Source organism: Janthinobacterium sp. EB271-G4-3-2 (genome assembly GCF_020858035.1).
In the GTDB taxonomy this organism is placed as follows: Bacteria; Pseudomonadota; Gammaproteobacteria; order Burkholderiales; family Burkholderiaceae_D; genus Janthinobacterium; species Janthinobacterium aestuarii.
In genome coordinates this window covers 189,291-212,510 of sequence record NZ_JACYMG010000001.1, presented here as the reverse complement: position 1 = coordinate 212,510, position 23,220 = coordinate 189,291, and the positions used below count along the sequence as shown (strand labels likewise).

Below are 23,220 nucleotides of genomic sequence, written 5' to 3'. Positions count from 1 at the left end.
TGGTTCCGTCCTGGTTGCTCAGGCTGGCGGCTTGCAGGCGCAAGGCCTGGCTGTTCGTGGCGATGACGCCGCGCGTATTGTCCAGGCTACCCGGCAATTGAATCGCCAGGTCGCCGGCGCCCAGTTGCATGATCTGGCCGCCCACGTTCGACAGGTCATGCGCCTGCACGCCCAGTTGCTGTCCCGTCAGTTGCGCCGCATCGCTGCGCACGGTCCGCGCCGCGTCCAGCTGCAGGCGTTCGCGCGCACTGACCTGTGCCCGGCTGGCGTCGAGATCGCCGGCACTGGCACCCAGGCTGACGTTTCCGCCCGACACTTGCGCCCCAGCAATATCCAGCTGGCGTGCCGCCAGGCTGCTGTCGCCGCCCGCCACGGCCGTGCCATGCACGGCAACGGTATCGCCGGCAGAAACGTTCAGCTTGCCGCTGGCGGCCAAGGTATTGTCCAGATTCAGGCCGGCCGCCAGCACCGAGCCAGCCGTGGCATCGACACGCGCAGTGGCGCCCGTGGCGTGCACACTGACATTATTCTGCGCGCCGATCACGCCGCTGTTGGCGATATTGCCCTGCGCCTGCATCTGGCTGTCGCCGCCCGCATACACGGTGCCGCTGTTGGCCACGTCGCCCGCGACGGCAATACTCGTCTGGCTGCCCGCGCCGGCGGACTGGATATTGCCGCTGTTGCTCAGCCAGCCGTTCGATTGCAGCACCAGGTTGCCGGCCGTGGCCGCCAACACGCCCGCGTTGCGCACGCCCAGGCCCGCTTCCGTGCCGATCAGGGTAATCTTGCCCGCGTACATGCCGCCCAGCTGCGCCACGTCCAGCGCATACGCCGGGGCCGGGCCCGCGCCAGCAATGCCGCCCGCCACGCCATGCGCCGCATCGATCTGGTTAGTTCCCGTCACCACTTTCAATTCCTGCGCCCAGATGCCGCCGTTGATCTGCGCGGCGCGCGCCAGGATGGCCGTGTAGTCGCTCAGCGAGGTATCCAGTCCCCTTCCATTGATGCTGACCATGCCGCGCTGCACCATATAGCCGTCCAGGTTGCCGCCGTTGAGGATAGGCGTGCCCGTCGTCAACACCACCCGGCTGGCGTTAATAAAACCGCCGCCGTCGACGGCCACGCCGGCCGGGTTGGCGATGACGACCTCGGCCCGTTGGCCCGCCACCTCGACATAGCCGCGCAGCTGGCTCGGGTTGGCAGAATTGACTTCGTTGAGGATCACGCGCGCGCTGCCGCCCGCCAGCCACGGATTGCCTTGTACCCAGCCGCCCGTCTGCGTCTGCACGTTGCCGCGGCTGTTGTTGAGGATGGCGCCATTGGCCGTCACGTCGAACTGGCTGTAGGTATTGCGCGATACGCCCGCCGCGCTCGGCGTCTGGATATTGACTTGCGTCACGCCATTGGCGCTTTGCACCACGGTCGGACGCTGCCTGCCCGGCGCGTTCGGATCGGCCACGATCTGCCCCATGGCCGGACCGGACACAAAAGCCACCATGCCCAGCGCGCCGAATATGGCCAAGGCCAGCGGCCGCAACTTGCCATTGATCCCGCCACCGCCATCACCCTCAAATACGCCGCTGTCCAGGCCGCCTTCCCCTTTGGCTGCCTTGCCTTGCGAGGAAGCGTTTTCAGCGACGACCATCAGTTGGCCACGGCGTTTATTGAAGATGATGCGGTACAGGTTCTTGTTCATGACATGTCCTAATGACAATCAATTAATGCAATAGAGGGAGAAGAGAACGGCTGGCGGATGGCGGCGTCTCACATCGTTAATTTTTAATAGCTGGCGTTCAGGCTGAAGCCGGCCGTATGGCTGGCCGTACGGAACAGCTCGGGTTTGCGCACGGGCCAGCCGACAAAGGCGTCGTACTGCACGCCCAGCCACTGCCCGCGCAAGCCGACGAAGGCGCCCGTCAGGTTGCGCGCGATCAGCCAGGCGGCGGACGGTCCGGCCACTTCGCCGTGGTCGAGGCCCGCATACGCTTCCTGGCCGCTGCCGCCGAGCGGCACGCCGACTTCGTTGCGCAGCAGCCAGCCGCGTTCGGCCGACAGGCTGCTTTCGCCGTCGTAGCCGCGCACCGTGTAGCGCCCGCCGATGGCGAGGCGGTCCTGCGGCACCAGCGGCGTGCGGTTGTGCTGCATGCGCCAGCTGCCCGCGTAGCGCAGCGGCTGGCCGGCCAGCTTGAACGGCGCCGACAGGGCCGCGTCGGCCAGGATCAGTTTGAAACGCGACGTACCCTCGCCAAACGCTTCCTCGGGCGCCGCCATCGCATGCATCGCGCCCGTGCCGCGCCGGTATTGCAGGTTCAGGTCCAGCGTCGCCTGGCCCAGGAATTCGCGGTGGCCGAGACCCAGCTCCCAGCCCGCCATGCGGCGGCGCTGCACTTCCACTTCCGTGTCGTCGATGAAATTTTGCGCGGCGCGCTGCCAGCCGCGCAGGGACAGCGTCGTCTTGCGCGACGCGTCGCGGTACACCAGGCGCGACAGTTTCACTTCCTTGTTTTGGCTGGCGCCGCTATAGTTGTAGTCCTGGCTGATGCCGGCCACGGACTGGTGGTAATGGCTGTCGCTCACCGTGAAGGCCAGCAGCCAGTAGGCGTAGGGAATCGAATAGTGGGCCACCATGCCGCCCGTGCCGCGCGGGCCGTTGCGGTCGCCGTCGACGTTCTGGTTCAGGCTCAGGTAAAACAGGTCATTCAGGGTCAGCCAGTGGTCGTACGACAAGGTCACGCTGCCCTGCAGCTTGCCTGTCGAACGCGAGCCGCCATCGTCGAGGCCCAGCGCCAGCCGAAACGGCAGGCCCTGCTTCCACTGGATCTGCAGGTCGCTCTCGCCCGGCTTGGCGTTGCCGCCTTCGGCCGGCATGATCTGGATATCGGCCTCGGCCGTCGGCACGCGCTTGAAATTCTCCAGCGCCTGCTCCGTATCGCGCACATTGAGCAAGTCGCCCGGCCGCGCCGGCACGGCATTCCACCAGGTACCGCGGGGATTGGTGCCGGGCGCGAAACCGATCTGGCGGATACGCCCCGGTATCACGCTCAAGGCCAGCGTCCCCTTGCTCAAATCCTGCGGCTCGGCCAGCACGCGCGTGGTGACGTAGCCGCGCGCGATCACGGCGTTCTGCATGCGGCCCATCAGCACGTTGATGGCCTGCGTGCCCAGGCAGCGCCCCAGCGCAGAATCCGGCGCGCCCAGGTCGTCACGGCTGGCGGCATCCAATGCCCACTGGAACCGGGCGGCATCCTCACCCCGCAATTCCAGGTGGTTGATCGTAAAACACGGCGACTCGCCTGCCGGCAAGCGGTTGGCGGACACGGCCGCCGGCGTCTCGAGCAGGCGCACGTCGGGAGCGCGCTCCTGCTGCTGGCGCAGGAGGCGCTCACGTTCTTGCTGGCGGATTAATTCTTGGCTGGCATCGTCGCGCTGGCTCGTGCCAGGCGGATTGGAAAGGGGCGGCGCGATTTCGGGACGGGTCTGCGCGGACACGGCGGCACACAAGGTGCCGCTGAACAAAAATACACCGCACCATGGCGTCAAGCGCAGGTGCATATGTTGCCTTAAATAATTATTTACATAAGGAAATTATAAATTAATTATTTCTATCGGGCAACTTTATTTATTTCTTGAGAACTTTACTTCTTTGGTAACTGCCTTTCAACTATCCAATTACCACTAGTAAAACAGGTGGACAGGCGATGGTGATGCGTACCGTATTCACTAAGATCGCGTCAGAATGCCCCAGCCTTCCCACCGTCTTGATCGGCAAGCTACGCACCCTGCGCATGCAGCGGGACAAGGCCAAGGTCGTGTAAGATTTACGAAGCTGACCACGCCCCACTTTCGCCAGTCAGGCCATCCACCTTACCGCCCTCCTGGTGGGTCCACCGGCATGGCCTATCAACCGGCGACGGATGGCTGGCAGAAGGATTGCTTAGGCCACGCACAGGAGTCGGGTGGCACGGTCAGCATCATGTTCAAACTCGCAGGGATTCTCTCAGGCTTCAATCAAGGTAACAATGCAAGATGATCAGCACCCAACATCAGCCTTCCCTGAACGTCAGATCAGGGCCACCTACGATGAATCGACCATCCGTGTCTATCAAGCCTATCCGGATGCGATCGCGGATGGAGCATTAACGAATGGCACATTTACTTCGCCCCCATTCAAAATGGAACGCATGACCTGGATTAAACCGTCTTTCTTATGGATGATGTATCGCGCGGGCTGGGGATTCAAAGACGCTGGTCAGCAACGCATACTGGCGATCGATATCAGCAGAGCGGGATTTGAATGGGCACTGGAGCACGGTTGCCTGAGCCACGCGGATGCATCCATGAGCAAGGACGAATGGTTGGCGAAGAAAGCGGCATCGCCTGTGCGCATCCAATGGGACCCAGAGCGGGATCTGCTGTTGCGGCCGCAAGCTCACAGAGCCATTCAGATCGGCCTCAGCAAAAAGGCGGTAGAACTTTACGTAAATCAATGGATAACCAGGGTGGTGGATGTGACGCCGCTGGCCCATGCAATCCATGCGTTGCTCACCCAAGAGAAATTTGAAGAAGCAAAGCCCATGCTCCCGCAAGAAAAGCCGTATTCGTCAGTATTTCATCCATCCTGAGCGCTGACATCCAGGTCCTGAGAGCGAGGTTAAACAAGGAAGCTCATGCAACGCAGGCCACCTATTGGCAAGCTCAACTGCGCCCAACGCCCTCCCCTGCGCGGGCAGGGTCAGCTCCGGCACTCGTACACGATCTCGACATTGGCCAGGCCGACCGGAAGGAATATGAAACAAGGGATGCCGCCTTGCCGCTCCCGGGCGGTAAAATCATTTCTGTTGACCAGGCTGTGGCTGGCAAGATGCTCTCGTTCCTTCCGTCATTGTGGAGACAGCCCCGTCACAGCCGGTCATTCACGAACGATGTATTTTGAAAGGCAATATGTATGTCTGGCAACACCCATGTTTCTGAGCGCCTCAAAAGCTGCCGCGAGAATCTTCGCATGTCACAAGTGCTACTTGCCGAACTGGCGGGCATCAATCCCACGCAACTGTATCGCTATGAATCAGGCAAAGCCAAACTGCCTATGGAAGCGGCGGAGAAAATTGCCGCTGCCCTTGGCGTCAGCACCGCCTGGCTGGTGCATGGGACGTTGCCCATCGCCAGAGGGACGCAAATCGACCCACCAGTGCCAGCCGGAGGAGCCGGAGGGACGCTAATCCTGAATTTTCTGAAACTTCCCCCTGTTCTTGCCTCTGCCGTGAAGCGCCTGTCCGTGCAAAATGGCAGCACCGTAGAAATAGAGTTGCTGAACCTCGCGCATCGAGGCCTCGAGGCCCTGCACAAAAAAACCTTGGCTTGCGCCGAGTCCGCAAGCAAGAGCGAGAAATAGCCGGATCACTACCCTGCTCACCGACCTTCGCGCTTGGTGGGTGGTGCAGCGCACGAGGGACAATACACGGAGCGTGATCCATGCGCTGACCGGTGAAATCAGAAAGCCACTTGACGGCTAGATGAAGTCGTTGACCTGGAATCACGGTGTGGACGTCAATGCAAGTATTTACTTGGCGCGAACGATCAACCGAACGCACATCAAAAAATGGCCATTGATCATTCTTTTGAAATGATCAATGGCCATATATTTTTACTTTAAAATCAATCAGTTAAAGCGAACTCATCATTCCCACTCAATGGTCGCCGGCGGCTTGCCCGAAATATCGTAGACGACGCGGTTGATGCCGCGCACTTCATTGATAATGCGGTTCGAGACCTTGCCCAGCAGGCTGTGCGGCAGGTGCGCCCAGTGGGCCGTCATGAAGTCCTGCGTTTGCACGGCGCGCAGGGCCACCACGTATTCGTAGGTGCGACCATCGCCCATCACGCCCACCGATTTGACTGGCAGGAAGACGGCAAACGCCTGGCTCGTCGCTTCGTACCAGTTGGTCGGAACGCTATCCTGGTCGAAGCCAGGAACCACGACCGGCTCATACGGCGTGTTGCGCAGTTCTTCGATGAAGATGGCATCGGCGCGGCGCAGCAGGTCGGCGTAGTCTTTCTTGACTTCGCCAAGGATGCGCACACCCAGGCCAGGGCCCGGGAATGGGTGACGGTAGACCATGTCATGCGGCAAGCCCAAGGCCACGCCGAGTTTACGCACTTCGTCCTTGAACAGTTCGCGCAAAGGTTCGAGCAATTTCAGCTTCATGGTGTCCGGCAAGCCGCCCACGTTGTGGTGGCTCTTGATGGTCTGGCCTTTTTTACCTTTGCCGGCCGATTCGATCACGTCCGGGTAAATCGTTCCTTGCGCCAGCCATTTGGCGTTGACCAGCTTGCCAGATTCCACCTGGAACACTTCGACGAATTCGCGGCCGATGATCTTGCGCTTCTGCTCAGGATCGGTGACGCCGGCCAGGTGGCCCATGAACTGGTCTTCCGCATCGACGCGGATGACTTTCACGCCCAGGTTCTTGGCGAACATGTCCATCACCATCTTGCCTTCGTCCAGGCGCAGCAGACCGTGGTCGACGAAGACGCAGGTCAGCTGGTCGCCGATGGCGCGGTGGATCAGGGCTGCCGCGACGGAGGAGTCGACGCCGCCGGACAGGCCCAGGATGACGTCGTCGGTGCCCACTTGCGCGCGGATTTTTTCCACCGCTTCGCTGATGTAGTCGGGCATGTTCCAGTCCGATTTGCAGCCGCAGATTTCATGCACGAAACGGCCGAGCATGGCCTTGCCCTGCACCGTGTGCGTCACTTCCGGGTGGAATTGCACGCCGTAGAACTGGCGCTCTTCATCGGCCATGGCGGCGATCGGGCAGCTCGGGGTGTTGCCCATCAGCTTGAAGCCTGGCGGCATTTCCAGCACCTTGTCGCCATGGCTCATCCACACTTTCAGCATGCCGTGGCCTTCGTCGGTAACGAAGTCGGCGATACCGTTGAGCAACTTGGTGTGGCTGCGGGCGCGCACTTCGGCGTAGCCGAATTCGCGTACCAGGCCGTTTTCCACCTTGCCACCCAGCTGGGCCGCCATGGTTTGCATGCCGTAGCAGATGCCCAGCACGGGCACGCCCAGCTCGAACACGGCTTGCGGCGCGCGCGGCGAGTCGCCGTCCAGGGTGGAATTGTGGCTGCCCGACAGGATCACGCCGGCGGCGCCATAGTTGCGCACGAACTCGTCGCTGACGTCATACGGGAAGACTTCGGAAAACACGCCGGAATCGCGCACGCGGCGGGCGATCAACTGGGTGACTTGGGAACCGAAATCGAGAATGAGGATTTTAGAATGCATGATGGGGACTTTATCTGAGGTCATTACAAAACCGGCGCACTAGGCGCCGGTCTGGTGTGTCGCTATTTACTCGGAACGGTAATTCGGCGCTTCCTTGGTAATCTGCACATCATGGACATGCGACTCGCGCATGCCGGCCGAAGTGATTTCCACGAATTCCGCTTTTTCGCGCAGTTCGTCGATGGTGGCGCAACCGCAGTAACCCATCGATTGACGCACGCCGCCCACCAGCTGGAAGATGATCGCCAGCACGCTGCCCTTGTAGGCGACGCGGCCTTCGATACCTTCAGGCACGAACTTGTCGGCCTTCATGGTGGCGTCCTGGAAATAACGGTCAGCCGAACCATCGGACATCGCGCCCAGCGAACCCATGCCGCGGTACGACTTGTAGCTGCGGCCCTGGTACAGGATCACTTCGCCTGGCGCTTCTTCCGTACCGGCAAACATGGAACCCATCATGACGGTCGAAGCGCCAGCGGCCAGCGCTTTGGAAATGTCGCCCGAGAAGCGGATACCGCCGTCGGCGATACATGGCACGCCCGTGCCTTCCAGTGCTTCGGCCACATTCGAGATGGCCGTGATTTGCGGCACGCCCACACCGGCGACGATACGCGTGGTGCAGATCGAGCCAGGACCGATGCCGACCTTGACCGCATCGGCGCCGTATTCCACCAGCGCCTTGGCGGCGGCGGCGGTAGCGATGTTGCCGCCAATCACTTCGACTTGCGGATACTTGGTCTTGATCCAGCGTACGCGGTCGAGGATGCCTTGCGAGTGGCCGTGGGCCGTATCGACCACCAGCACGTCGACGCCGGCGGCGACCAGCAGGTCGATGCGCTCTTCATCCTTGGCGCCCACGCCGACGGCAGCGCCGACCAGCAGTTTGCCCTGGCTGTCTTTCGATGCGAACGGGTGCGAAGTCGATTTCTGGATATCCTTGACAGTGATCAGGCCGCGCAGTTCGAATGCGTCGTTGACGACCAGCACGCGTTCAAGACGGTGCTTGTTCATCAGGCGCTTGGCTTCGGCCGTATCGGCGTCTTCCTTGACGACCACCAGCTTTTCGCGCGGGGTCATCTTGGCGGAAGCTTCCGCGTCGAGTTCCTGCTCAAAACGCAAATCGCGGTTGGTGATGATGCCGACGACTTCCTTGCCCTTGACGACAGGGAAACCGCTGATGCCGTATTGTTCCGTCAACGCGATCACATCGCGGATTTTCATTTCCGGCGGAATCGTGATCGGATCACGCAGCACACCTGCTTCGAAACGCTTTACGCGGGCCACTTCACGTGCCTGGTCCTTCGGATTCAAATTCTTGTGGATGATGCCGATGCCGCCTTCCTGGGCCATCGCGATCGCCAGACGGGCTTCCGTCACCGTATCCATGGCTGCGGACAGCAAGGGAATATTCAAGGTGATATTGCGGGTCAGGCGAGTTTTGAGGGACGTATCGGCGGGCAGAACGTTGGAGTAGGCTGGGACGAGCAGCACGTCATCGAATGTGAGTGCTTTTTGAAGTAGACGCATAGCATTTCCTATTGGCGCAAAAGCAGATTATACAGAAAAAAGCGCCCTCCGTCCTTGCAGCATAGAAAAGATATTTGAAAATAGCCAAAAATGGCGCGCGCCAGGCAGCGGTCGCGCGGTCCTCGCCCTGCCCGCTCAGCCCTTGGCAGGCTTGTTGCCGGCCCTGCGCCGGCGCGCTTCTTTCGGGTCCGCCTGCAAGGGACGGTACACTTCCACGCGGTCATGTTCGCGCAAGACGGTATCGAGCGGCTTCTTCTTGCCATAGATACCGACCATGTTCACGGCCAGGTCGATGCCGGGGATGGCCTGCAGCAAGCCGCTCTGCGCCACCGCCTGCTCGATGGTGGTGCCTGCAGGCACCGTCAAGGCGCGCAGGAAGCTGCTATCCGGCAAGGCATGGCAGACTTGCACGTGGATGCTGGCGTCAGCCATACACGGTCTCCGCGCGCTTGCAGAAGGAATCGACCATGCTGTTGGCGATCATGCCGAAGACGGGGCCGATGATCTGTTCCAGTACACGGCTGGAAAACTCGTAGTGCAGGTCCAGTTCGATCTTGCAGGCGTCTTCGCGCAGGGCCTTGAAGGTCCACACGCCATCGAGGGTCTTGAAAGGACCGTCCACCAGCTTCATCTTGATGGATGACGGCGGCACGTTCTCGTTGGACGTGGTGAAGCTTTGGCGCACGCCGTGGTAATGTATGCCCACGCTGGCGACCACCGTGTTCTCGCCCCGCTCGCGAATCTCGACCGCACCGCACCAGGGCAGGAATTTGGGATAATCCTCCACCGCCGCCACCAGCGCGAACATTTGTTCGGCGCTATAGCCGAGAAAAACTGATTTATGTACTACTGCCATTGAAGAACCATTTGCTATGATGTTGGATACATTTGATTTTATCGCGCTTGCGCGAGACAGTAGTTTAACCGACCCGCGCACATTTACCATCTCATGACCATAGCAGACAACAGAAAAGCCTTCCACGACTACTTTATCGAGGATCGCTACGAAGCGGGCATCGTGCTGGAAGGCTGGGAAGTCAAAGCCATCCGCGACGCCCGCGTACAAATCAAGGAAGCCTACGTCGTCGTCCGCGGCGATGAACTCTTCCTGTTCGGCGCGCATATCAGCGCCCTGCCGACCGCCTCTACCCATATCCATCCGGAAGCCGTACGCACGCGCAAGCTGCTGCTGCACCGCACGGAAATGGATAAACTGATCGGCAAGGTGGAACGCTCCGGCTACACCCTCGTGCCGCTCAACCTGCACTACAAGGGCGGCCGCGTGAAATGCGAAATCGGCTTGGCCAAAGGCAAGAAGCAGCACGACAAACGGGCGGCGGAACGCGACCGCGATGGCGCGCGCGAAGTGCAGGCGGCAATGAAGTCGCACCGCCGCTGATCCGGCACTGCGCGCAGCGTACTGCGCCAATACCAACAAGCCCGGCTATATGCCGGGTTTTATTTTGCCGATTGCCTGCGGCAAGCGGAAAAAAACTCGGCGCGATGGAATAAAACAAAGAAGAAAAGAGATAAGGCGGGAATAGACTGGTATTGGAGAAAATACCATGGAGATAAGCAATGTACGTCAGCTTGACCTGTCTGGCCAACGACAATAAACGAGGAAAGTTCCGGATGCTTGCATACCGCCTTGTATCACACCTGCCCTACCGCACAGGACAAGCATCCGAATGAATGGCGTATTACATTACACCTTCAGCAGATCACGCGACTTGCCCGAATCGGTCCACTCTTTGACCCATTTCGGTTGACGGCCACGGCCAGTCCATTGTTGCGTCGCATCATCCGGATTGCGATAGCGTACCGCAACCGTGCCGGTTTTAGCGCGGATACCCGTGCCCACCAGATCTTTTACGGAAACGCCGACGCTCTGGGCGATCGCCAGGATTTGTTCGCGCGCTTTGGACAGATCGTCCTGTTCGCGTTTTTTCATTTGCTTCTTGATGTCGTCCTGCAAGGTGCGCAGTTCGGACAGGGATAAGCTGGACAGATCCATGATATTTCCTTGTGTGAGTTGAAAAATATAACTGAACAGTTAAATTCTATCCAATTGTAACGCGACTGAGGTGATTTTTCTGAAGATTTGATTGTTTTTTACAATTCTTTTACTCAAAGCCCCACTTCCCCGGCTTTCAAGCGATGCGAGTCTTCAATCAAGGGGGCGGACATCGCACATGGGCCGTCCGCGCAAGTAGCCCTGCTTTGTGCGGCACCGATTCAATACAACGTCATCGGCCGCATTTATTTTGCAATATTTTTTGTTTCATTGCAATTTATAGTAATTAAAAATAGCAATTCAAAATATACACGGGGCCAATACTATCGCCTATCACGCATCACCTCCAAGCGCCGCGCGACAGCACATAATCGCGAAAGTGCGCATAGCATAGCATGAAGAAAATATTTTCAGCGTTACACACTCAACCACAGATACTCCCCACTCCGCTGCTGCCAGATAATCAGGGCGACGCAAATGCAAACTGCCCGCTATACAGCGGGCAGTATTGACAACCAACTTGCTATTGACCCGGTCAGCAGACAATCAGGGAATAGCCACGCCGCCTTTCGGCTTCTGGGTTTTCACCACCTGCATCGCCGTGGCGATCAAACCGCTCATATCACCGAGATTGGCCGGCACGATAATCGAGTTATTCGTTTTCGCCAATTGCGCGAAGGCGCCCACATACTGCTCGGCTACTTTCAGATTGACGGCATCTTCGCCGCCCGGCTCGCGGATGGCGGCCCCCACCTGGCGCAGCGCCTCGGCGCTGGCCTGCGCCAGCGCGACGATGGCCGTGGCCTGGCCCTCGGCGCGGTTGATCGATGCCTGCTTTTCGCCTTCGGAGCGGGCGATGGCCGCTTCGCGCTCGCCGCTGGCGATATTGATCTGCTCCTGCTTGCGCCCTTCCGAGGCGGCAATCAGCGCGCGCTTTTCGCGCTCGGCCGTAATCTGCGCCTGCATCGCATGCAAGATTTCCTTGGGCGGCGTCAAATCCTTGATTTCATAGCGTAATACCTTGACGCCCCAATTCGCCGCCGATTCATCGATGGCATTCACGATGGCCGTATTGATATGGTCGCGTTCTTCAAATGTCTTGTCGAGCTCCATTTTACCGATCACCGAGCGCAAGGTCGTTTGCGCCAATTGCGTAATGGCCGCAATATAATTCGACGAACCATACGAAGCACGCATGGCATCGGTTATCTGGAAATACAGAATGCCATCGACCTGCAATTGCGTATTGTCGCGCGTGATGCATACCTGCGGCGGCACGTCGAGCGGAATTTCCTTGAGCACATGCTTGTAAGCGATACGGTCAACAAAAGGCACGACAATATTCAGGCCAGGACCCAATACCGCATGGAACTTGCCCAGGCGTTCCACCACCCAGGCATGCTGCTGCGGCACGACATTGACCGTCTTGAAGACAAATACCAACGCCAGCAATAACAAGATCAGCGACACGCTTCCGATGCTTACTTCCATAATCTATTCTCCAGGTTATCCAACTATCAAACGGCTGCCACGCACGGCACGTATGGTGTAATGACCGGCCTGCGTATCGCTGCCGGGAATCAGTTCCACATCCCACAAGGCGCCGCGATACATGACGCGCGCCGCGCCATCGACCCAATGCGCGACCGCCACGCTTTGGCCGATATCGAGATTCACATTCGGATCCTGCGCCGCATCGCGCCGCGCCGCCTTGCCAAAACGGCTGCGCCGCAATAACAGGGTGGCCGCCACGCCGACAATGGCGGCCGTCAGGGCCTGCCAGCCGCCATTTCCGCCCGCCAGCGCCACCAATCCTCCGGCACTGACGCCGATGGCGATCATCAGCAGATAAAACGTGCCTGTAAACAGCTCCAGAATCAATACCGCGCCAGCCGCTACAAACCAGCCTACCCATTCAGCCATGATGCCTCCATCCTTGTGAATCCAAAAATAAAAAACCCCGCAGCCTATATAAGCGACGGGGTTTAATGCGCTGTACTGCCTGATATTATTCTTGCCTAACACCTATATACAAGCAGTCTAACGCAATTCCGGATGGCGTCAATAGCCAGGGGCGAATTAGCGCCGCCATAGGGGATTTATTCCTCGAGCAGGCTGCGCAGCATCCACGCCGTCTTCTCATGCAAATCGAGGCGCTGCGTAATCAGGTCGGCCGTCGGCTGGTCATTGGCTTTTTCCAGCAGCGGGAACAGGCGGCGCGCCGTGCGTGCGGTCGCTTCCTGTGCCGCCACCAGGTGGCTGACCATGTCCAGCGCCGGCGGCACGCCGTCGATTTCCTTGATCGAGGCCAGCTTGACGAATTCCTTGTAGGTGCCCGGCGCCGGGTAGCCGAGGGCGCGGATGCGCTCGGCGATCAGGTCCAGCGCGGCCCACTGTTCCGTGTATTGCGTCATGAACATCAGGTGCAGGGTGTTGAACATCGGTCCCTTGACGTTCCAGTGAAAATTATGGGTCATCAGGTACAAGGTGTAGCTGTCGGCCAGCAGGCCGGACAGGCCTTCCGCAATCTTCGCGCGGTCCGCCTCGGAAATGCCGATGTCGATCTTTGCAACTTTGCTCGGTTTCTTGCTTGCCATGTGAACTCCCGTTTCAATGTATTGGTGGAATCATTTTAGCTGATCTGGAGCAAGCCCATCGGATACTGCCGTGCGCCGCATGCCAAGCATAAAAAAACCCGCTGCCGGGTGAGCGGCAGCGGGTTTTCAGACGGCGATAAAGATGCTTACGCTTTCAGCGCAGCGAGCTTTTGCCAGGTGTCGATCACCGAGTCGGGATTCAGGGACATCGATTCGATGCCCTGCTCCATCAGCCAGACGGCGAAGTCCGGGTGGTCCGAAGGACCCTGGCCGCAAATACCGATGTACTTGCCGCGTGCCAGGCAAGCCTTGATGGCCAGGGCCAGCAGGGCTTTCACGGCAGGATCGCGCTCGTCGAAATCGGCGGCCAGCAATTCCATGCCGGAATCGCGGTCCAGGCCCAGGGTCAGCTGGGTCAGGTCGTTCGAACCGATCGAGAAGCCGTCGAAATGGTCGAGGAACTGGTCGGCCAGGATGGCGTTCGACGGCACTTCGCACATCATGATGACGCGCAGGTCGTTCTCGCCGCGCTTCAGGCCATTCTTTGCCAGCAGGTCGATGACTTTCTCGGCCTGGCCCAGCGTACGCACGAATGGCACCATGATTTCCACGTTCGTCAGGCCCATGTCGTTACGCACGCGCTTCATCGCTTCGCATTCCATGTTGAACGCTTCGGAGAAGTCGGCCGACAGGTAGCGCGCCGCGCCGCGGAAGCCCAGCATCGGGTTTTCCTCGTCCGGCTCGTAGCGCGAACCGCCGATCAGCTTCTTGTACTCGTTCGACTTGAAGTCGGACAGGCGCACGATGACTTTTTTCGGCCAGAATGCGGCGGCGATCGTGGCGATGCCTTCGGCCAGCTTGTCGATGTAGAACGCTTTCGGCGAAGCGTGGCCGCGCGCCACCGATTCCACGGCCTTTTTCAGGTCGGCATCGATGTTCGGGTACTCGAGGATCGCGCGCGGATGCACACCAATATTGTTATTGATGATGAATTCCAGGCGCGCCAGGCCCACGCCGGCATTCGGCACGGACTGGAAGTCGAACGCCAGTTGCGGATTGCCCACGTTGAGCATGATCTTGGTGTCGAGCTTCGGCAATTCGCCGCGCGACACTTCCGACACTTCCGTTTCCAGCAAGCCATCGTAGATCTTGCCTTCGTCGCCTTCGGAGCACACGACGGTGACGAACGTGCCGTCTTTCAGCACGTCGGTCGCGTCGCCGCAGCCGACGACGGCCGGCACGCCGAGTTCGCGGGCGATAATTGCAGCGTGGCAAGTACGACCGCCGCGGTTGGTGACGATGGCCGATGCGCGCTTCATGACCGGCTCCCAGTTCGGGTCCGTCATGTCGGCAACGAGCACGTCGCCTGGCTGCACGCGCTCCATGTCGGCCGGGTCGTGAATCACGCGCACGGGGCCGGCGCCGATCTTCTGGCCGATGGCGCGGCCGGACGTCAGCACGGTACCCGTGCTTTTCAGCTTGAAGCGCTCTTGCACGTCGGTCGCCTTTTGCTGCGACTTGACGGTCTCGGGACGCGCTTGCAGGATGTACAGCTTGCCGTCGCGGCCATCCTTGCCCCACTCGATGTCCATCGGACGGCCATAGTGGTTCTCGATGATGACGGCGTACTTCGCCAGCTCCACCACTTCGCTGTCGTTCAGCGAGTAGCGGTTGCGCATTTCGACGGGCACGTCGACGGTTTTCACGGAACGGCCAGCTTTCGCTTCGTTCGTAAATTCCATCTTCAGCAGCTTCGAGCCGATATTGCGGCGGATCACAGGCGACTTGCCTTTTTCCAGCATCGGCTTGTGCACATAGAACTCGTCGGGGTTGACGGCGCCCTGCACCACGGTTTCACCGAGGCCATAGCTGGAGGTGACGAAGACCACGTCCTTGAAGCCCGATTCCGTATCGATGGTGAACATCACGCCAGCCGCGCCCAGGTCGGAACGCACCATGCGCTGCACGCCGGCCGACAAGGCCACTTCCGCGTGCGTAAAGCCTTTATGTACGCGGTACGAGATGGCGCGGTCGTTGTACAGCGAGGCGAACACCTGTTTCATGGCCTCGAGCACGTTGTCGATGCCGACCACGTTCAGGAAGGTTTCTTGCTGACCAGCAAAAGACGCGTCGGGCAAGTCTTCCGCCGTGGCGGAGGAACGCACGGCAAACGACATTTCCGTGTCGGAATCGGCCACCAGCTTGGCGTAGAACTGGTCGATTTCGGCGGCCAGGCGTGGCTGGAATGGCGTTTCCACGATCCATTGACGGATCTCGGCACCGGCTTGCGCCAGCGAGCGCACGTCATCGATGTTCAGCCCTTCGAGGCGCTGGGCGATGCGTTCGGCCAGCGGCAAGCCGCCATTGGCGCTATACGACAGGAAATCACGGAATGCCTGCGCCGTGGTGGCAAAGCCACCGGGCACGCGCACGCCGGCTTCCGCCAGCTGGCTGATCATTTCGCCCAGGGAGGCGTTCTTGCCGCCGACGGATTCGACATCCGTCATGCGCAAATGCTCGAACGAGGCAACATACACCGCGTCCTTGTCTTCCTGCTGTTGCGATACTGCGTTGGTCATAATGACACCCTTACTGATGATAGAAATCTTTACGCGCGGCGCACAGACAGTCTTCTTGTTATTCTTGGCGTCGTGCAGCACAATCATACCGTTGCAGCCATTTTACCTTGTGCGGCGCAAATTGACGACGCACAATCTTGATCCGAAAACCCATGACACAAGATCCACGCCCTCCTCTGCCCTCCGCGGCCCGCACCGTTTTCTTCGTTTCCGACGGCACCGGCATCACCGCCGAGACGTTCGGCCACTCGGTGCTCACGCAGTTCGATCTGCGCTTCCGCCAGATCCGCCTGCCCTTCATCGATACCATGGACAAGGCCTACGAGGCGGCGCGCAAGATCAACGAAGCCTTCGCCAGCGACGGCCAGCGCCCGATCATTTTCTCCACCCTGGTGAAGAACGACCTGTCGGCCGTGATCCGCAAGTCCAGCGGCATGCACATGGACCTGATTCAGACCTTTGTCGCCCCGCTGGAGCAGGAACTGGGCGTGATGTCGACCCATACCATCGGCCGCTCGCACAACATCGTCGACAGCGAGGAGTACAAGAACCGCATCGAGGCGATCAACTATTCGCTGGCGCACGATGATGGCCAGTCGCACAAGAACCTGTCTTCGGCCGATGTCATTCTGGTGGGTGTTTCACGCTCTGGCAAGACCCCGACCAGCCTGTATCTGGCCATGCAATACGGGATCAAGGCGGCCAATTATCCGCTGATTCCCGACGATTTCGAGCGCGACAAGCTGCCTTCCGCCTTGCTGGAATTTAAGAATAAAATTTTCGGATTGAGCATTACGCCCGAACGTTTGTCGGAAATACGCAACGAAAGACGCGCTGGCAGCAAGTATGCGGCCATCGAAAATTGCCGTTACGAGGTCAACGAGGCGGAAAAAATGATGAAACGCGAAGGTATCCGCTGGCTGTCGTCGACCACCAAGTCGATCGAGGAAATCTCCACGACCATCTTGCAAGAGATTAAGCCGAACCGCCGCGAGTACTAGTACACCTGGCCAAACCTGCTGCGCGCCGGTTTTGTCAGGTGGTCGTTTCTGTAGACAGCACCGTCAGCGCGGCCACCAGCTGATCGAGTTCACTGGTGGTGGTCGTGATGGCGACCGTGGCGCGCACCACATCGGTATCGCCGATATTGCGCTGGACTGTAAAGACGCCGAAGCGCTGCAGCAAGGCTTGCTGCAGATCGCGCGCGCTCATGCCGTCGACGGCAAAGGCGACCAGCGCCGTGCCGCGCCTGGCATCGAGCGGAGACAACATGCGCACGCCGGGCAGTTGCGCGGCGCGGCTGACCCAGTAATTGCGCAGCCAGGCCAGGCGTTCGTTCTTGGCCGGCGTGCCGCCCAGGCGCGCATGAAAATCCAACGCGGCGGGCGCGGCCAGGATGGCGCCGATCGGGGGCATGCCCATGTGCAGGCGGCTGCGGATATCGTCCAGCGGATAATCATCGTCGCCACAATGCGGCTCGATCTTGTGCAGCTGCGATGCGCGGATATACACGACACCGAGTCCCCCCGGCGCCCCCAGCCATTTGTGCAGATTGAAACCGGCGAAATCAACGCCCATGGCCTGCACGTCCACGTCGACCTGCCCCAGCGCGTGGGCGCTGTCGAGCAGCACGTCGATGCCGTGTTCGCGCGCCAGCGCCATGATGTCCTTCAGCGGCAGTTGCTGGCCATTGGCTGGCGCCACCTGCGACAGCAGCAGCAACCTGGGCTTGACGGCCTGGCGCATGGCTTGCGCGTAACGGGCGATGATCTCGTCATCGCTGACGGGCAAACTCAGTGTGACTTGCGTGCTGGTGACGCCACGGCGCTGCGCCAGCCAGCGCATGGCCGTGCGCATCGCCGGATAATCGAGATTACTCCATAGAACCGTATCGCCGGGCGCCAGGCCGTGGTATTGCGTGATCAGCACCTGCATGGACTCGGTGCCGCTGCGGGTCAGCAGGATCTCGTGCGGCTGCGCGCCAATCAGCGCGGCGACGCGCTGGCGCAGAATATCCACATGCGTGCGCGTGAACTCGCCGCGCACGAAGGGACTCAGTTGCTCGTTGGTGTAGCGCACGGCCTGTTCGAACGCCGCTTGCACGGGCGCGGCCATGGCGCCGAAATAGCCATGTTCGAGATTGACGATGGCGTCCGGCGGCGCGGGATAAAACGCGGCCACCTGGCGCCACCAGGCCTCGTCACGTGCGGCATCATCGGCAAGCAGAGGAAAGGACATGGCTACCCTGTTCAGGTCCGGCCCTGGCGCAGCTGCTCGAAGAAGCAGACGGCGGCGCAGGCGGCCACGTTCAGCGATTCGATCTGGCCCAGGTGGGGAATGACCACCTGGTGCGTCGCCATCGACAGCAGGTCGTCGGCCACGCCCTGCCCTTCATGGCCGAACAGCCAGGCGACGGGCTGGCGCAGGTCGACGTCGTACAGCTGCTTCGTGGCGTAGCCGCTGGTGGCCAGGGTCGCCACCTTGGCGCCCGCAACCAGCGCGGCCAGATCGACGCTTTCAAAGATGTCGAGCACAAAGTGCGCGCCCATCGCCGCGCGCAGCACCTTCGGCGACCAGCAGAAGGCCGTGCCGGCGCTGCAGTACACCTGTGTGATGCCGGCGGCGGCGGCGCTGCGCAAAATCGACCCCACGTTACCCGGGTCCTGCAGATTATCGAGCAGCACGGCCGACACGCTCAGCGGTTGCGTAACGGCCCGTTCCGGCGTCTCGATGAGGAACATCACGCCCACGCCATGTTCGACCTGGCTCACTGCGTTGTACAGCGCGTCGGGCAAACCCAGTACATGTGCGCGCTGGCTTTCCAGCTGGCCCACGATGTCCGCCACTTCCGGATTCTGCAAGGCGCTTTCGCTGACGATGCACTGCTCCGGCATGCCGCGCAGCTGCAGATACGACTGGCACAGGTGCACGCCGTCGAGCAGGGTGCGGCCCGACTTGCGGCGTGCCTGCGAACTGCCCGCCAGTTTCAGCAAATCCTTGTATTGCGCATTGTCGCGCGAAGTGACCGTCTTCATGCCGCCACCTCCTGTCCGCCGAACAGGGCGATCACGTTGCGCACGGGCGCGAACGAGCGGCGGTGCACGGGCGAAGCGCCGTGCAGGTGCAGGCGCTCCAGGTGCAATTTGGTGCCATAACCCTTGTGCTGGTCGAAGCAGTATTCGGGATAGGCCGCATGCAGGTGCACGAGGGCCGCGTCGCGCGCCGTCTTGGCCAGGATGGAGGCGGCGGAAATGGAATCGACCTTGTCGTCGCCACCGATGATGGCCATGCCGCGTATCGGCATCACGGGACAGCGGTTGCCGTCGATCAGGGCCAGGGTCGGCACGGTCGCCAGGGCCTCGACGGCGCGGCGCATGGCCAGCATCGACGCCTGCAGGATGTTCAGGTTGTCGATCTCTTCTTCCGACGCTTCGGCGATGGCCCAGGCCAGGGCCTTGGCCTTGATCTGCGGCGCCAGCAGGTCGCGTTTTGCTTCGCTGAGTTTTTTCGAATCGCGCAAGCCGTCGATGGGCTGGTGCGGATCGAGGATCACGGCGGCGGCGAACACGGGGCCGGCCAGCGGACCGCGGCCTGCCTCGTCGACGCCGCAGATGATTTCATCGAGCGAGAATGGCAAGTCGTCAAACAGGCCGGGATAGATATTTTTCACGTTGAATCTTTGGTAGGAACTGCGATTGAAACGGTGCTTACTTGCGCTTGGCGGCGATGACTTGCATGACCGCGTTGGCGCTTTCCTGCGCGCTGTCGCGCAGCAGGCTGTGGTGCATGTCCGTGAAGCGCTGCACCAGGCGCAAACGGCCCGGTACGTCGCTCAGCTGCCGCCACATGGCCTCGGCCAGCGCTTGCGGGCTGGCCGCGTTTTGCAGCAGCTCGGGCACCAGATAGTCGCGCGCCAGGATGTTGGGCAAACCGATCCACGGCTGGTAGCCCATGTGGCGCATGATTTCCCACGAGGCGCGCATCATCTTGTAGGCGATGACCATGGGCTTCTTGTACAGCGCCACTTCCAGCGACGCCGTGCCGGATGCCACCAGCACCGCATCGGCGGCGCAGATGGCCGTGTGCGAGCCGCCGTCCGTGAGCAATATCTCGACGTCCTGCAAGCCCGCTTCCGCTATCAATTGCAGGAAATACTGGCGCTGCTTTTCGCCGGCCATGGGCGCGACGAAACGCAAGGAGCGGTCGCGCGCCAGCAGCAATTTGCACGCGGTCACGAAAGCCACCGTATTGTATTTGAGTTCGCCCATGCGGCTGCCCGGCATCAGGGTCACGACATTCGCGTCTTCCGGCAAACCCAGGACACGCCGCGCGGCCGCTTCGTCAGGCTGCAAGGGAATCATCTCGGCCAGCGGATGGCCGACATAGGTGACGGGCACGCCCGCCTTGCGGTAGATCTCTTCCTCGAACGGGAAGATCACCAGCATGTGCGAGACGGCCTTGATGATTTTCTTGATGCGTCCACCGCGCCAGGCCCAGATCTGCGGCCCGATGTAGTGCACGGTGGGAATGCCGCCTTCCTTGAGCTGCTGTTCCAGTCCCAGGTTAAAACCCGGATAGTCGGCGCCGATGAAGACGGCGGGACGCTCGGCCAGCAGCTGGTCGCGCAGCGCGTTCTGGATGCCCTTGATCTCGCGGTAGCGGGGAATGATCTCGAACAGGCCGCGCACGGTCAGCTTGTCGAGCGGCCAGTCGGAAACAAAACCCTGCCTGGCCATGTGCTCGCCGCCGATGCCGTGGAAGCGCGCGCCGGGCAGCTGCGGCACAAGGCCTGACAGCAGCCGGCTGGCCAGCAGGTCGCCCGACACCTCGCCGGCGACGATGGCGACCGACAGGCCGCTGGAATGGTCAGCGGACGATGCCACGCGACGCCACGCCAAGGAATTCGCGCATGGCGCGAATGTGTTCCGCCACCTCGGGCGCCGCTGCCGCCTCTTCTTCGAACAGGGCTGCCTTGGATTCTTCCAGGGTCAGTCCCGAGCGGTAGATGAGTTTATACGCGGTGCGGATGCCGTTGATCTGCTCGCGCGTAAAGCCGCGGCGTTTCAAGCCTTCGATATTGACGCCATGGGCCTGCGCCGGGTTGCCGTTCAACAGGACGAACGGTGGCACGTCCTGCGTCAGGCTGGTGCTCATGCCGACAAAGGCGTGCGCGCCGATCTTGCAAAACTGGTGCACATTGGCGAAGCCGCTCATGATGACCCAGTCGCCGATTTCCACGTGGCCCGCCAGCTGCGCGTTGTTCGAAAAAATCGTGTTGTTGCCCACCAGACAGTCGTGCGCCAGGTGCACATACGCCGAGATCCAGTTGTCGTTGCCCAGGCGCGTGACGCCGCCGCCTTGCACGGTGCCCGTGTTGAAGGTGCAGAATTCGCGGATGGTGTTGCGGTCGCCGATTTCCAGGCGCGTCGCCTCGCCCGCCCATTTTTTATCCTGCGGCTGCGCGCCGATGGAGGAAAACTGGAACAGGTGGTTGTCGCTGCCGATCGTCGTGTGGCCATCGATGACCACGTGCGGGCCAACCTTGGTGCCAGCGCCGATGCGCACGTGCGGACCGATGATGGTGTACGGACCCACCTCGACCGAGCTGTCGAGCTCGGCCTTCGGATCGATGACTGCCGTGGAGTGGATGGCCGCCATGTTACTGCCCCGCTGGCTGGCTCGCAGACTGGCTGGCATCTTGCGCGCTGCGGATGGTGCACATCAGTTCCGCTTCCACCGCCAGCTTGCCGTCGACCGTACCGACGGCCTTGTATTTCCAGATGCCGCGCGAGACGCGCAGGATTTCCACATCCATCTTCAGCTGGTCGCCCGGTTCGACAGGACGCTTGAAGCGCGCATTGTCGATGCCGACGAAGTACACGACCGAATTTTCATCCGGTTTCACGCCCATCGACAGAAACGACAGCAGGGCCGCCGTCTGCGCCAGCGCTTCGATCATCAGCACGCCAGGCATGACCGGCTTGTGCGGGAAATGGCCCTGGAAGAACTCTTCGTTGACCGTCACGTTCTTGATGGCGGTGATGGTTTTATCCGCTTCCCAGTCCAGCACGCGGTCGACCAGCAGCAGCGGGTAGCGGTGCGGCAGCAGCGATTTGATGGCGAGGATGTCGAGGGTCTTTTTTTCAGTAGTCATTTTTCGTCTTGCGTGGTCAGTGTTTTAATTGTTTTTTCAAGCGCGCGGATTTTCTCGCGCATGCTTGACAGGTTGCGCACGATGGCGGCGCTCTTTTCCCAGTCGGCGTTCTTGGCCAGCGGATAGAAGCCCGTGTACTGGCCCGGCTCCGCGATCGAACGCGAGACCATGCTGCCCGAGCCCACGTGGACGCGGTCGGCAATGGTCAGGTGGCCCAGCACCATGGCGGCGCCGCCAAAGGTGCAGTACTTGCCGATGATGGCGCTGCCGGCCACGCCGACGCAGCCGGCCATGGCCGTATGCGCGCCGATATGGCAGTTGTGGCCGATCTGGATCTGGTTATCGAGCTTGACGCCATCTTCGATGATGGTGTCGGCCAGTGCGCCGCGGTCGATGGTGGTGTTGGCGCCGATATCGACATCGTCACCGATCACCACCCTGCCCGTCTGCGGAATCTTGATATACACGCCGCCTTCGTTGGCGAAGCCGAATCCGTCGGTGCCGATCACGGCGCCCGAATGGATGATGCCGCGCTGGCCGATCACGCAGCGCGCGTGGAAAGTCACGTTGGCGAACAGCTGGGTACCGGCGCCGATGACGGCGTCGCGCCCCACCACGCAGCCAGCGCCGATCACGCAGCCGGCGCCGATCACGGCGCCCGCTTCGATCACGGCGCGCGGCCCGACCGAGGCAGTGGCGTCGACCTGCGCGCTGGCATCGACGATGGCGCTGGCGTGGATACCCACGGGCGCCTTGATCTCTGCCAGGGCGGCGAAGTACTGCGCCGCGCGCGCGAAATACACATAGGGGTTCGGTGTGACGATGCGCGCGCCGGCGTAGTCGTCGCCGATCAGCGCGTCGTCGGCCGGCGTGAGTATCAGCGCGCAAGCGCCGCTCTGGGCCGCCTGTGCGCGGAATTTGCTATTGCTGAGAAAGCTGATGTGCGAAGCGCCGGCGTCGGCCAGCGGCGCGATCCCTGAAACTTCCAGGTTCGGATCGCCCGCCAATTGCCCGCCGAAGCGTTCGACCAATTCACCTAGTCGAGTGCCCATCGATATACC

The 23,220-nt window shown here is 60.9% G+C and carries 21 protein-coding genes and 1 pseudogene; 4 read left to right on the top strand and 18 right to left on the bottom strand.

Annotated features, from left to right (window positions below; genetic code table 11):
• Window positions 1–58: 58 nt before the first annotated feature.
• Both IGS55_RS28000 and IGS55_RS00945 read right to left on the bottom strand, forming a co-directional pair.
• A pseudogene (locus tag IGS55_RS28000) lies at window positions 59–1,696 on the bottom strand (two-partner secretion domain-containing protein); the annotation flags it as partial.
• A gap of 83 nt (window positions 1,697–1,779) precedes the next feature.
• Window positions 1,780–3,552, bottom strand: a complete 1,773-nt coding sequence (locus tag IGS55_RS00945; protein WP_230516583.1) for a ShlB/FhaC/HecB family hemolysin secretion/activation protein — start codon at window positions 3,550–3,552, stop codon at window positions 1,780–1,782.
• Between the two features lie 467 nt (window positions 3,553–4,019).
• Here IGS55_RS00945 and IGS55_RS00940 point away from each other — a divergent pair, with 467 nt between their 5' ends.
• Together IGS55_RS00940 and IGS55_RS00935 are read left to right on the top strand one after the other, a co-directional pair.
• Entirely contained in the window at window positions 4,020–4,622 is a 603-nt protein-coding gene (locus IGS55_RS00940) for a DUF4291 domain-containing protein (protein WP_230516584.1), read from the top strand.
• Between the two features lie 323 nt (window positions 4,623–4,945).
• Complete coding sequence (locus IGS55_RS00935; RefSeq protein ID WP_230516585.1) at window positions 4,946–5,392, top strand: helix-turn-helix domain-containing protein; 447 nt, start codon at window positions 4,946–4,948, stop codon at window positions 5,390–5,392.
• Window positions 5,393–5,677: 285 nt separating this feature from the next.
• Here IGS55_RS00935 and guaA read toward each other — a convergent pair whose 3' ends face one another.
• The 4 genes from guaA to IGS55_RS00915 all read right to left on the bottom strand — a co-directional run bounded on the left by guaA (window position 5,678) and on the right by IGS55_RS00915 (window position 9,671).
• Window positions 5,678–7,288, bottom strand: a complete 1,611-nt coding sequence (guaA, locus tag IGS55_RS00930; RefSeq protein WP_034752205.1) for a glutamine-hydrolyzing GMP synthase — start codon at window positions 7,286–7,288, stop codon at window positions 5,678–5,680.
• Window positions 7,289–7,354: 66 nt separating this feature from the next.
• A complete protein-coding gene (guaB, locus tag IGS55_RS00925; protein WP_034752206.1) occupies window positions 7,355–8,815 on the bottom strand; it encodes an IMP dehydrogenase in 1,461 nt (486 codons plus the stop codon).
• Window positions 8,816–8,950: 135 nt separating this feature from the next.
• A complete protein-coding gene (locus IGS55_RS00920) occupies window positions 8,951–9,247 on the bottom strand; it encodes an RnfH family protein (RefSeq protein ID WP_230516586.1) in 297 nt (98 codons plus the stop codon).
• Complete coding sequence (locus IGS55_RS00915) at window positions 9,240–9,671, bottom strand: type II toxin-antitoxin system RatA family toxin (protein WP_034752216.1); 432 nt, start codon at window positions 9,669–9,671, stop codon at window positions 9,240–9,242. Before IGS55_RS00915 ends, IGS55_RS00920 begins: the two co-directional genes overlap by 8 nt.
• 93 nt (window positions 9,672–9,764) lie before the next feature.
• Between IGS55_RS00915 and smpB the strand changes: the two genes are divergently transcribed.
• Window positions 9,765–10,214 carry an SsrA-binding protein SmpB gene (gene smpB / locus IGS55_RS00910; RefSeq protein WP_034752217.1) on the top strand — a complete coding sequence of 150 codons (450 nt, stop codon included), beginning with the start codon at window positions 9,765–9,767 and terminating at the stop codon, window positions 10,212–10,214.
• Between the two features lie 306 nt (window positions 10,215–10,520).
• On the opposite strand, the gene IGS55_RS00905 is transcribed toward smpB, so the two are convergent.
• The 5 genes from IGS55_RS00905 to ppsA all read right to left on the bottom strand — a co-directional run bounded on the left by IGS55_RS00905 (window position 10,521) and on the right by ppsA (window position 16,005).
• Window positions 10,521–10,829: an H-NS histone family protein gene (locus tag IGS55_RS00905; protein WP_010397665.1), complete on the bottom strand. Its 309-nt coding sequence runs from the start codon at window positions 10,827–10,829 to the stop codon at window positions 10,521–10,523.
• A gap of 546 nt (window positions 10,830–11,375) precedes the next feature.
• Window positions 11,376–12,320 (bottom strand): SPFH domain-containing protein, encoded by a 945-nt coding sequence (locus IGS55_RS00900; protein ID WP_034752220.1) that lies wholly within the window; start codon window positions 12,318–12,320, stop codon window positions 11,376–11,378.
• A 15-nt stretch (window positions 12,321–12,335) separates the two neighbouring features.
• Complete coding sequence (locus IGS55_RS00895) at window positions 12,336–12,752, bottom strand: NfeD family protein (RefSeq protein ID WP_046684975.1); 417 nt, start codon at window positions 12,750–12,752, stop codon at window positions 12,336–12,338.
• Window positions 12,753–12,928: 176 nt separating this feature from the next.
• Window positions 12,929–13,426, bottom strand: coding sequence for a Dps family protein (locus tag IGS55_RS00890; protein WP_070304020.1), 498 nt, complete (start codon window positions 13,424–13,426; stop codon window positions 12,929–12,931).
• Between the two features lie 146 nt (window positions 13,427–13,572).
• Window positions 13,573–16,005, bottom strand: a complete 2,433-nt coding sequence (gene ppsA / locus IGS55_RS00885) for a phosphoenolpyruvate synthase (protein WP_034752367.1) — start codon at window positions 16,003–16,005, stop codon at window positions 13,573–13,575.
• Window positions 16,006–16,157: 152 nt separating this feature from the next.
• Between ppsA and ppsR the strand changes: the two genes are divergently transcribed.
• On the top strand, window positions 16,158–17,006 hold the full coding sequence (gene ppsR / locus IGS55_RS00880; RefSeq protein ID WP_072453992.1) for a posphoenolpyruvate synthetase regulatory kinase/phosphorylase PpsR: 849 nt from the start codon (window positions 16,158–16,160) through the stop codon (window positions 17,004–17,006).
• A 34-nt stretch (window positions 17,007–17,040) separates the two neighbouring features.
• On the opposite strand, the gene IGS55_RS00875 is transcribed toward ppsR, so the two are convergent.
• Genes IGS55_RS00875 through lpxD form a run of 7 tightly spaced genes read right to left on the bottom strand, consistent with a single transcriptional unit; the run spans window position 17,041 to window position 23,211 of the window.
• Window positions 17,041–18,243: an aminotransferase class V-fold PLP-dependent enzyme gene (locus tag IGS55_RS00875; RefSeq protein ID WP_230516587.1), complete on the bottom strand. Its 1,203-nt coding sequence runs from the start codon at window positions 18,241–18,243 to the stop codon at window positions 17,041–17,043.
• An 11-nt stretch (window positions 18,244–18,254) separates the two neighbouring features.
• Window positions 18,255–19,040 carry a TrmH family RNA methyltransferase gene (locus IGS55_RS00870; RefSeq protein WP_230516588.1) on the bottom strand — a complete coding sequence of 262 codons (786 nt, stop codon included), beginning with the start codon at window positions 19,038–19,040 and terminating at the stop codon, window positions 18,255–18,257.
• The gene (gene rnhB, locus IGS55_RS00865) at window positions 19,037–19,675 is read right to left on the bottom strand and encodes a ribonuclease HII (protein ID WP_230516589.1); all 639 of its coding nucleotides are present in this window, start codon (window positions 19,673–19,675) and stop codon (window positions 19,037–19,039) included. Before rnhB ends, IGS55_RS00870 begins: the two co-directional genes overlap by 4 nt.
• Before the next feature lie 37 nt (window positions 19,676–19,712).
• Entirely contained in the window at window positions 19,713–20,888 is a 1,176-nt protein-coding gene (gene lpxB / locus IGS55_RS00860; protein WP_230516590.1) for a lipid-A-disaccharide synthase, read from the bottom strand.
• On the bottom strand, window positions 20,872–21,663 hold the full coding sequence (gene lpxA / locus IGS55_RS00855) for an acyl-ACP--UDP-N-acetylglucosamine O-acyltransferase (protein WP_230516591.1): 792 nt from the start codon (window positions 21,661–21,663) through the stop codon (window positions 20,872–20,874). The genes lpxB and lpxA overlap by 17 nt, the downstream gene beginning before the upstream one ends.
• 1 nt (window position 21,664) lies before the next feature.
• Window positions 21,665–22,159, bottom strand: coding sequence for a 3-hydroxyacyl-ACP dehydratase FabZ (gene fabZ / locus IGS55_RS00850; RefSeq protein WP_034752234.1), 495 nt, complete (start codon window positions 22,157–22,159; stop codon window positions 21,665–21,667).
• The gene (lpxD, locus tag IGS55_RS00845; protein ID WP_230516592.1) at window positions 22,156–23,211 is read right to left on the bottom strand and encodes a UDP-3-O-(3-hydroxymyristoyl)glucosamine N-acyltransferase; all 1,056 of its coding nucleotides are present in this window, start codon (window positions 23,209–23,211) and stop codon (window positions 22,156–22,158) included. The genes fabZ and lpxD overlap by 4 nt, the downstream gene beginning before the upstream one ends.
• Between the last annotated feature and the right edge of the window lie 9 nt (window positions 23,212–23,220).

Excerpts from the sequence above, each read along its gene's own strand:
- IGS55_RS00945 (WP_230516583.1), bottom strand. The coding sequence starts at position 3,552 with ATGCACCTGCGCTTGACGCCATGGTGCGGTGTATTTTTGTTCAGCGGC.
- IGS55_RS00940 (WP_230516584.1), top strand. The coding sequence starts at position 4,020 with ATGCAAGATGATCAGCACCCAACATCAGCCTTCCCTGAACGTCAGATC.
- IGS55_RS00935 (WP_230516585.1), top strand. The coding sequence starts at position 4,946 with ATGTCTGGCAACACCCATGTTTCTGAGCGCCTCAAAAGCTGCCGCGAG.
- guaA (WP_034752205.1), bottom strand. The coding sequence starts at position 7,288 with ATGCATTCTAAAATCCTCATTCTCGATTTCGGTTCCCAAGTCACCCAG.
- guaB (WP_034752206.1), bottom strand. The coding sequence starts at position 8,815 with ATGCGTCTACTTCAAAAAGCACTCACATTCGATGACGTGCTGCTCGTC.
- IGS55_RS00920 (WP_230516586.1), bottom strand. The coding sequence starts at position 9,247 with ATGGCTGACGCCAGCATCCACGTGCAAGTCTGCCATGCCTTGCCGGAT.
- IGS55_RS00915 (WP_034752216.1), bottom strand. The coding sequence starts at position 9,671 with ATGGCAGTAGTACATAAATCAGTTTTTCTCGGCTATAGCGCCGAACAA.
- smpB (WP_034752217.1), top strand. The coding sequence starts at position 9,765 with ATGACCATAGCAGACAACAGAAAAGCCTTCCACGACTACTTTATCGAG.
- IGS55_RS00905 (WP_010397665.1), bottom strand. The coding sequence starts at position 10,829 with ATGGATCTGTCCAGCTTATCCCTGTCCGAACTGCGCACCTTGCAGGAC.
- IGS55_RS00900 (WP_034752220.1), bottom strand. The coding sequence starts at position 12,320 with ATGGAAGTAAGCATCGGAAGCGTGTCGCTGATCTTGTTATTGCTGGCG.
- IGS55_RS00895 (WP_046684975.1), bottom strand. The coding sequence starts at position 12,752 with ATGGCTGAATGGGTAGGCTGGTTTGTAGCGGCTGGCGCGGTATTGATT.
- IGS55_RS00890 (WP_070304020.1), bottom strand. The coding sequence starts at position 13,426 with ATGGCAAGCAAGAAACCGAGCAAAGTTGCAAAGATCGACATCGGCATT.
- ppsA (WP_034752367.1), bottom strand. The coding sequence starts at position 16,005 with ATGACCAACGCAGTATCGCAACAGCAGGAAGACAAGGACGCGGTGTAT.
- ppsR (WP_072453992.1), top strand. The coding sequence starts at position 16,158 with ATGACACAAGATCCACGCCCTCCTCTGCCCTCCGCGGCCCGCACCGTT.
- IGS55_RS00875 (WP_230516587.1), bottom strand. The coding sequence starts at position 18,243 with ATGTCCTTTCCTCTGCTTGCCGATGATGCCGCACGTGACGAGGCCTGG.
- IGS55_RS00870 (WP_230516588.1), bottom strand. The coding sequence starts at position 19,040 with ATGAAGACGGTCACTTCGCGCGACAATGCGCAATACAAGGATTTGCTG.
- lpxA (WP_230516591.1), bottom strand. The coding sequence starts at position 21,663 with ATGGCGGCCATCCACTCCACGGCAGTCATCGATCCGAAGGCCGAGCTC.
- fabZ (WP_034752234.1), bottom strand. The coding sequence starts at position 22,159 with ATGACTACTGAAAAAAAGACCCTCGACATCCTCGCCATCAAATCGCTG.
- lpxD (WP_230516592.1), bottom strand. The coding sequence starts at position 23,211 with ATGGGCACTCGACTAGGTGAATTGGTCGAACGCTTCGGCGGGCAATTG.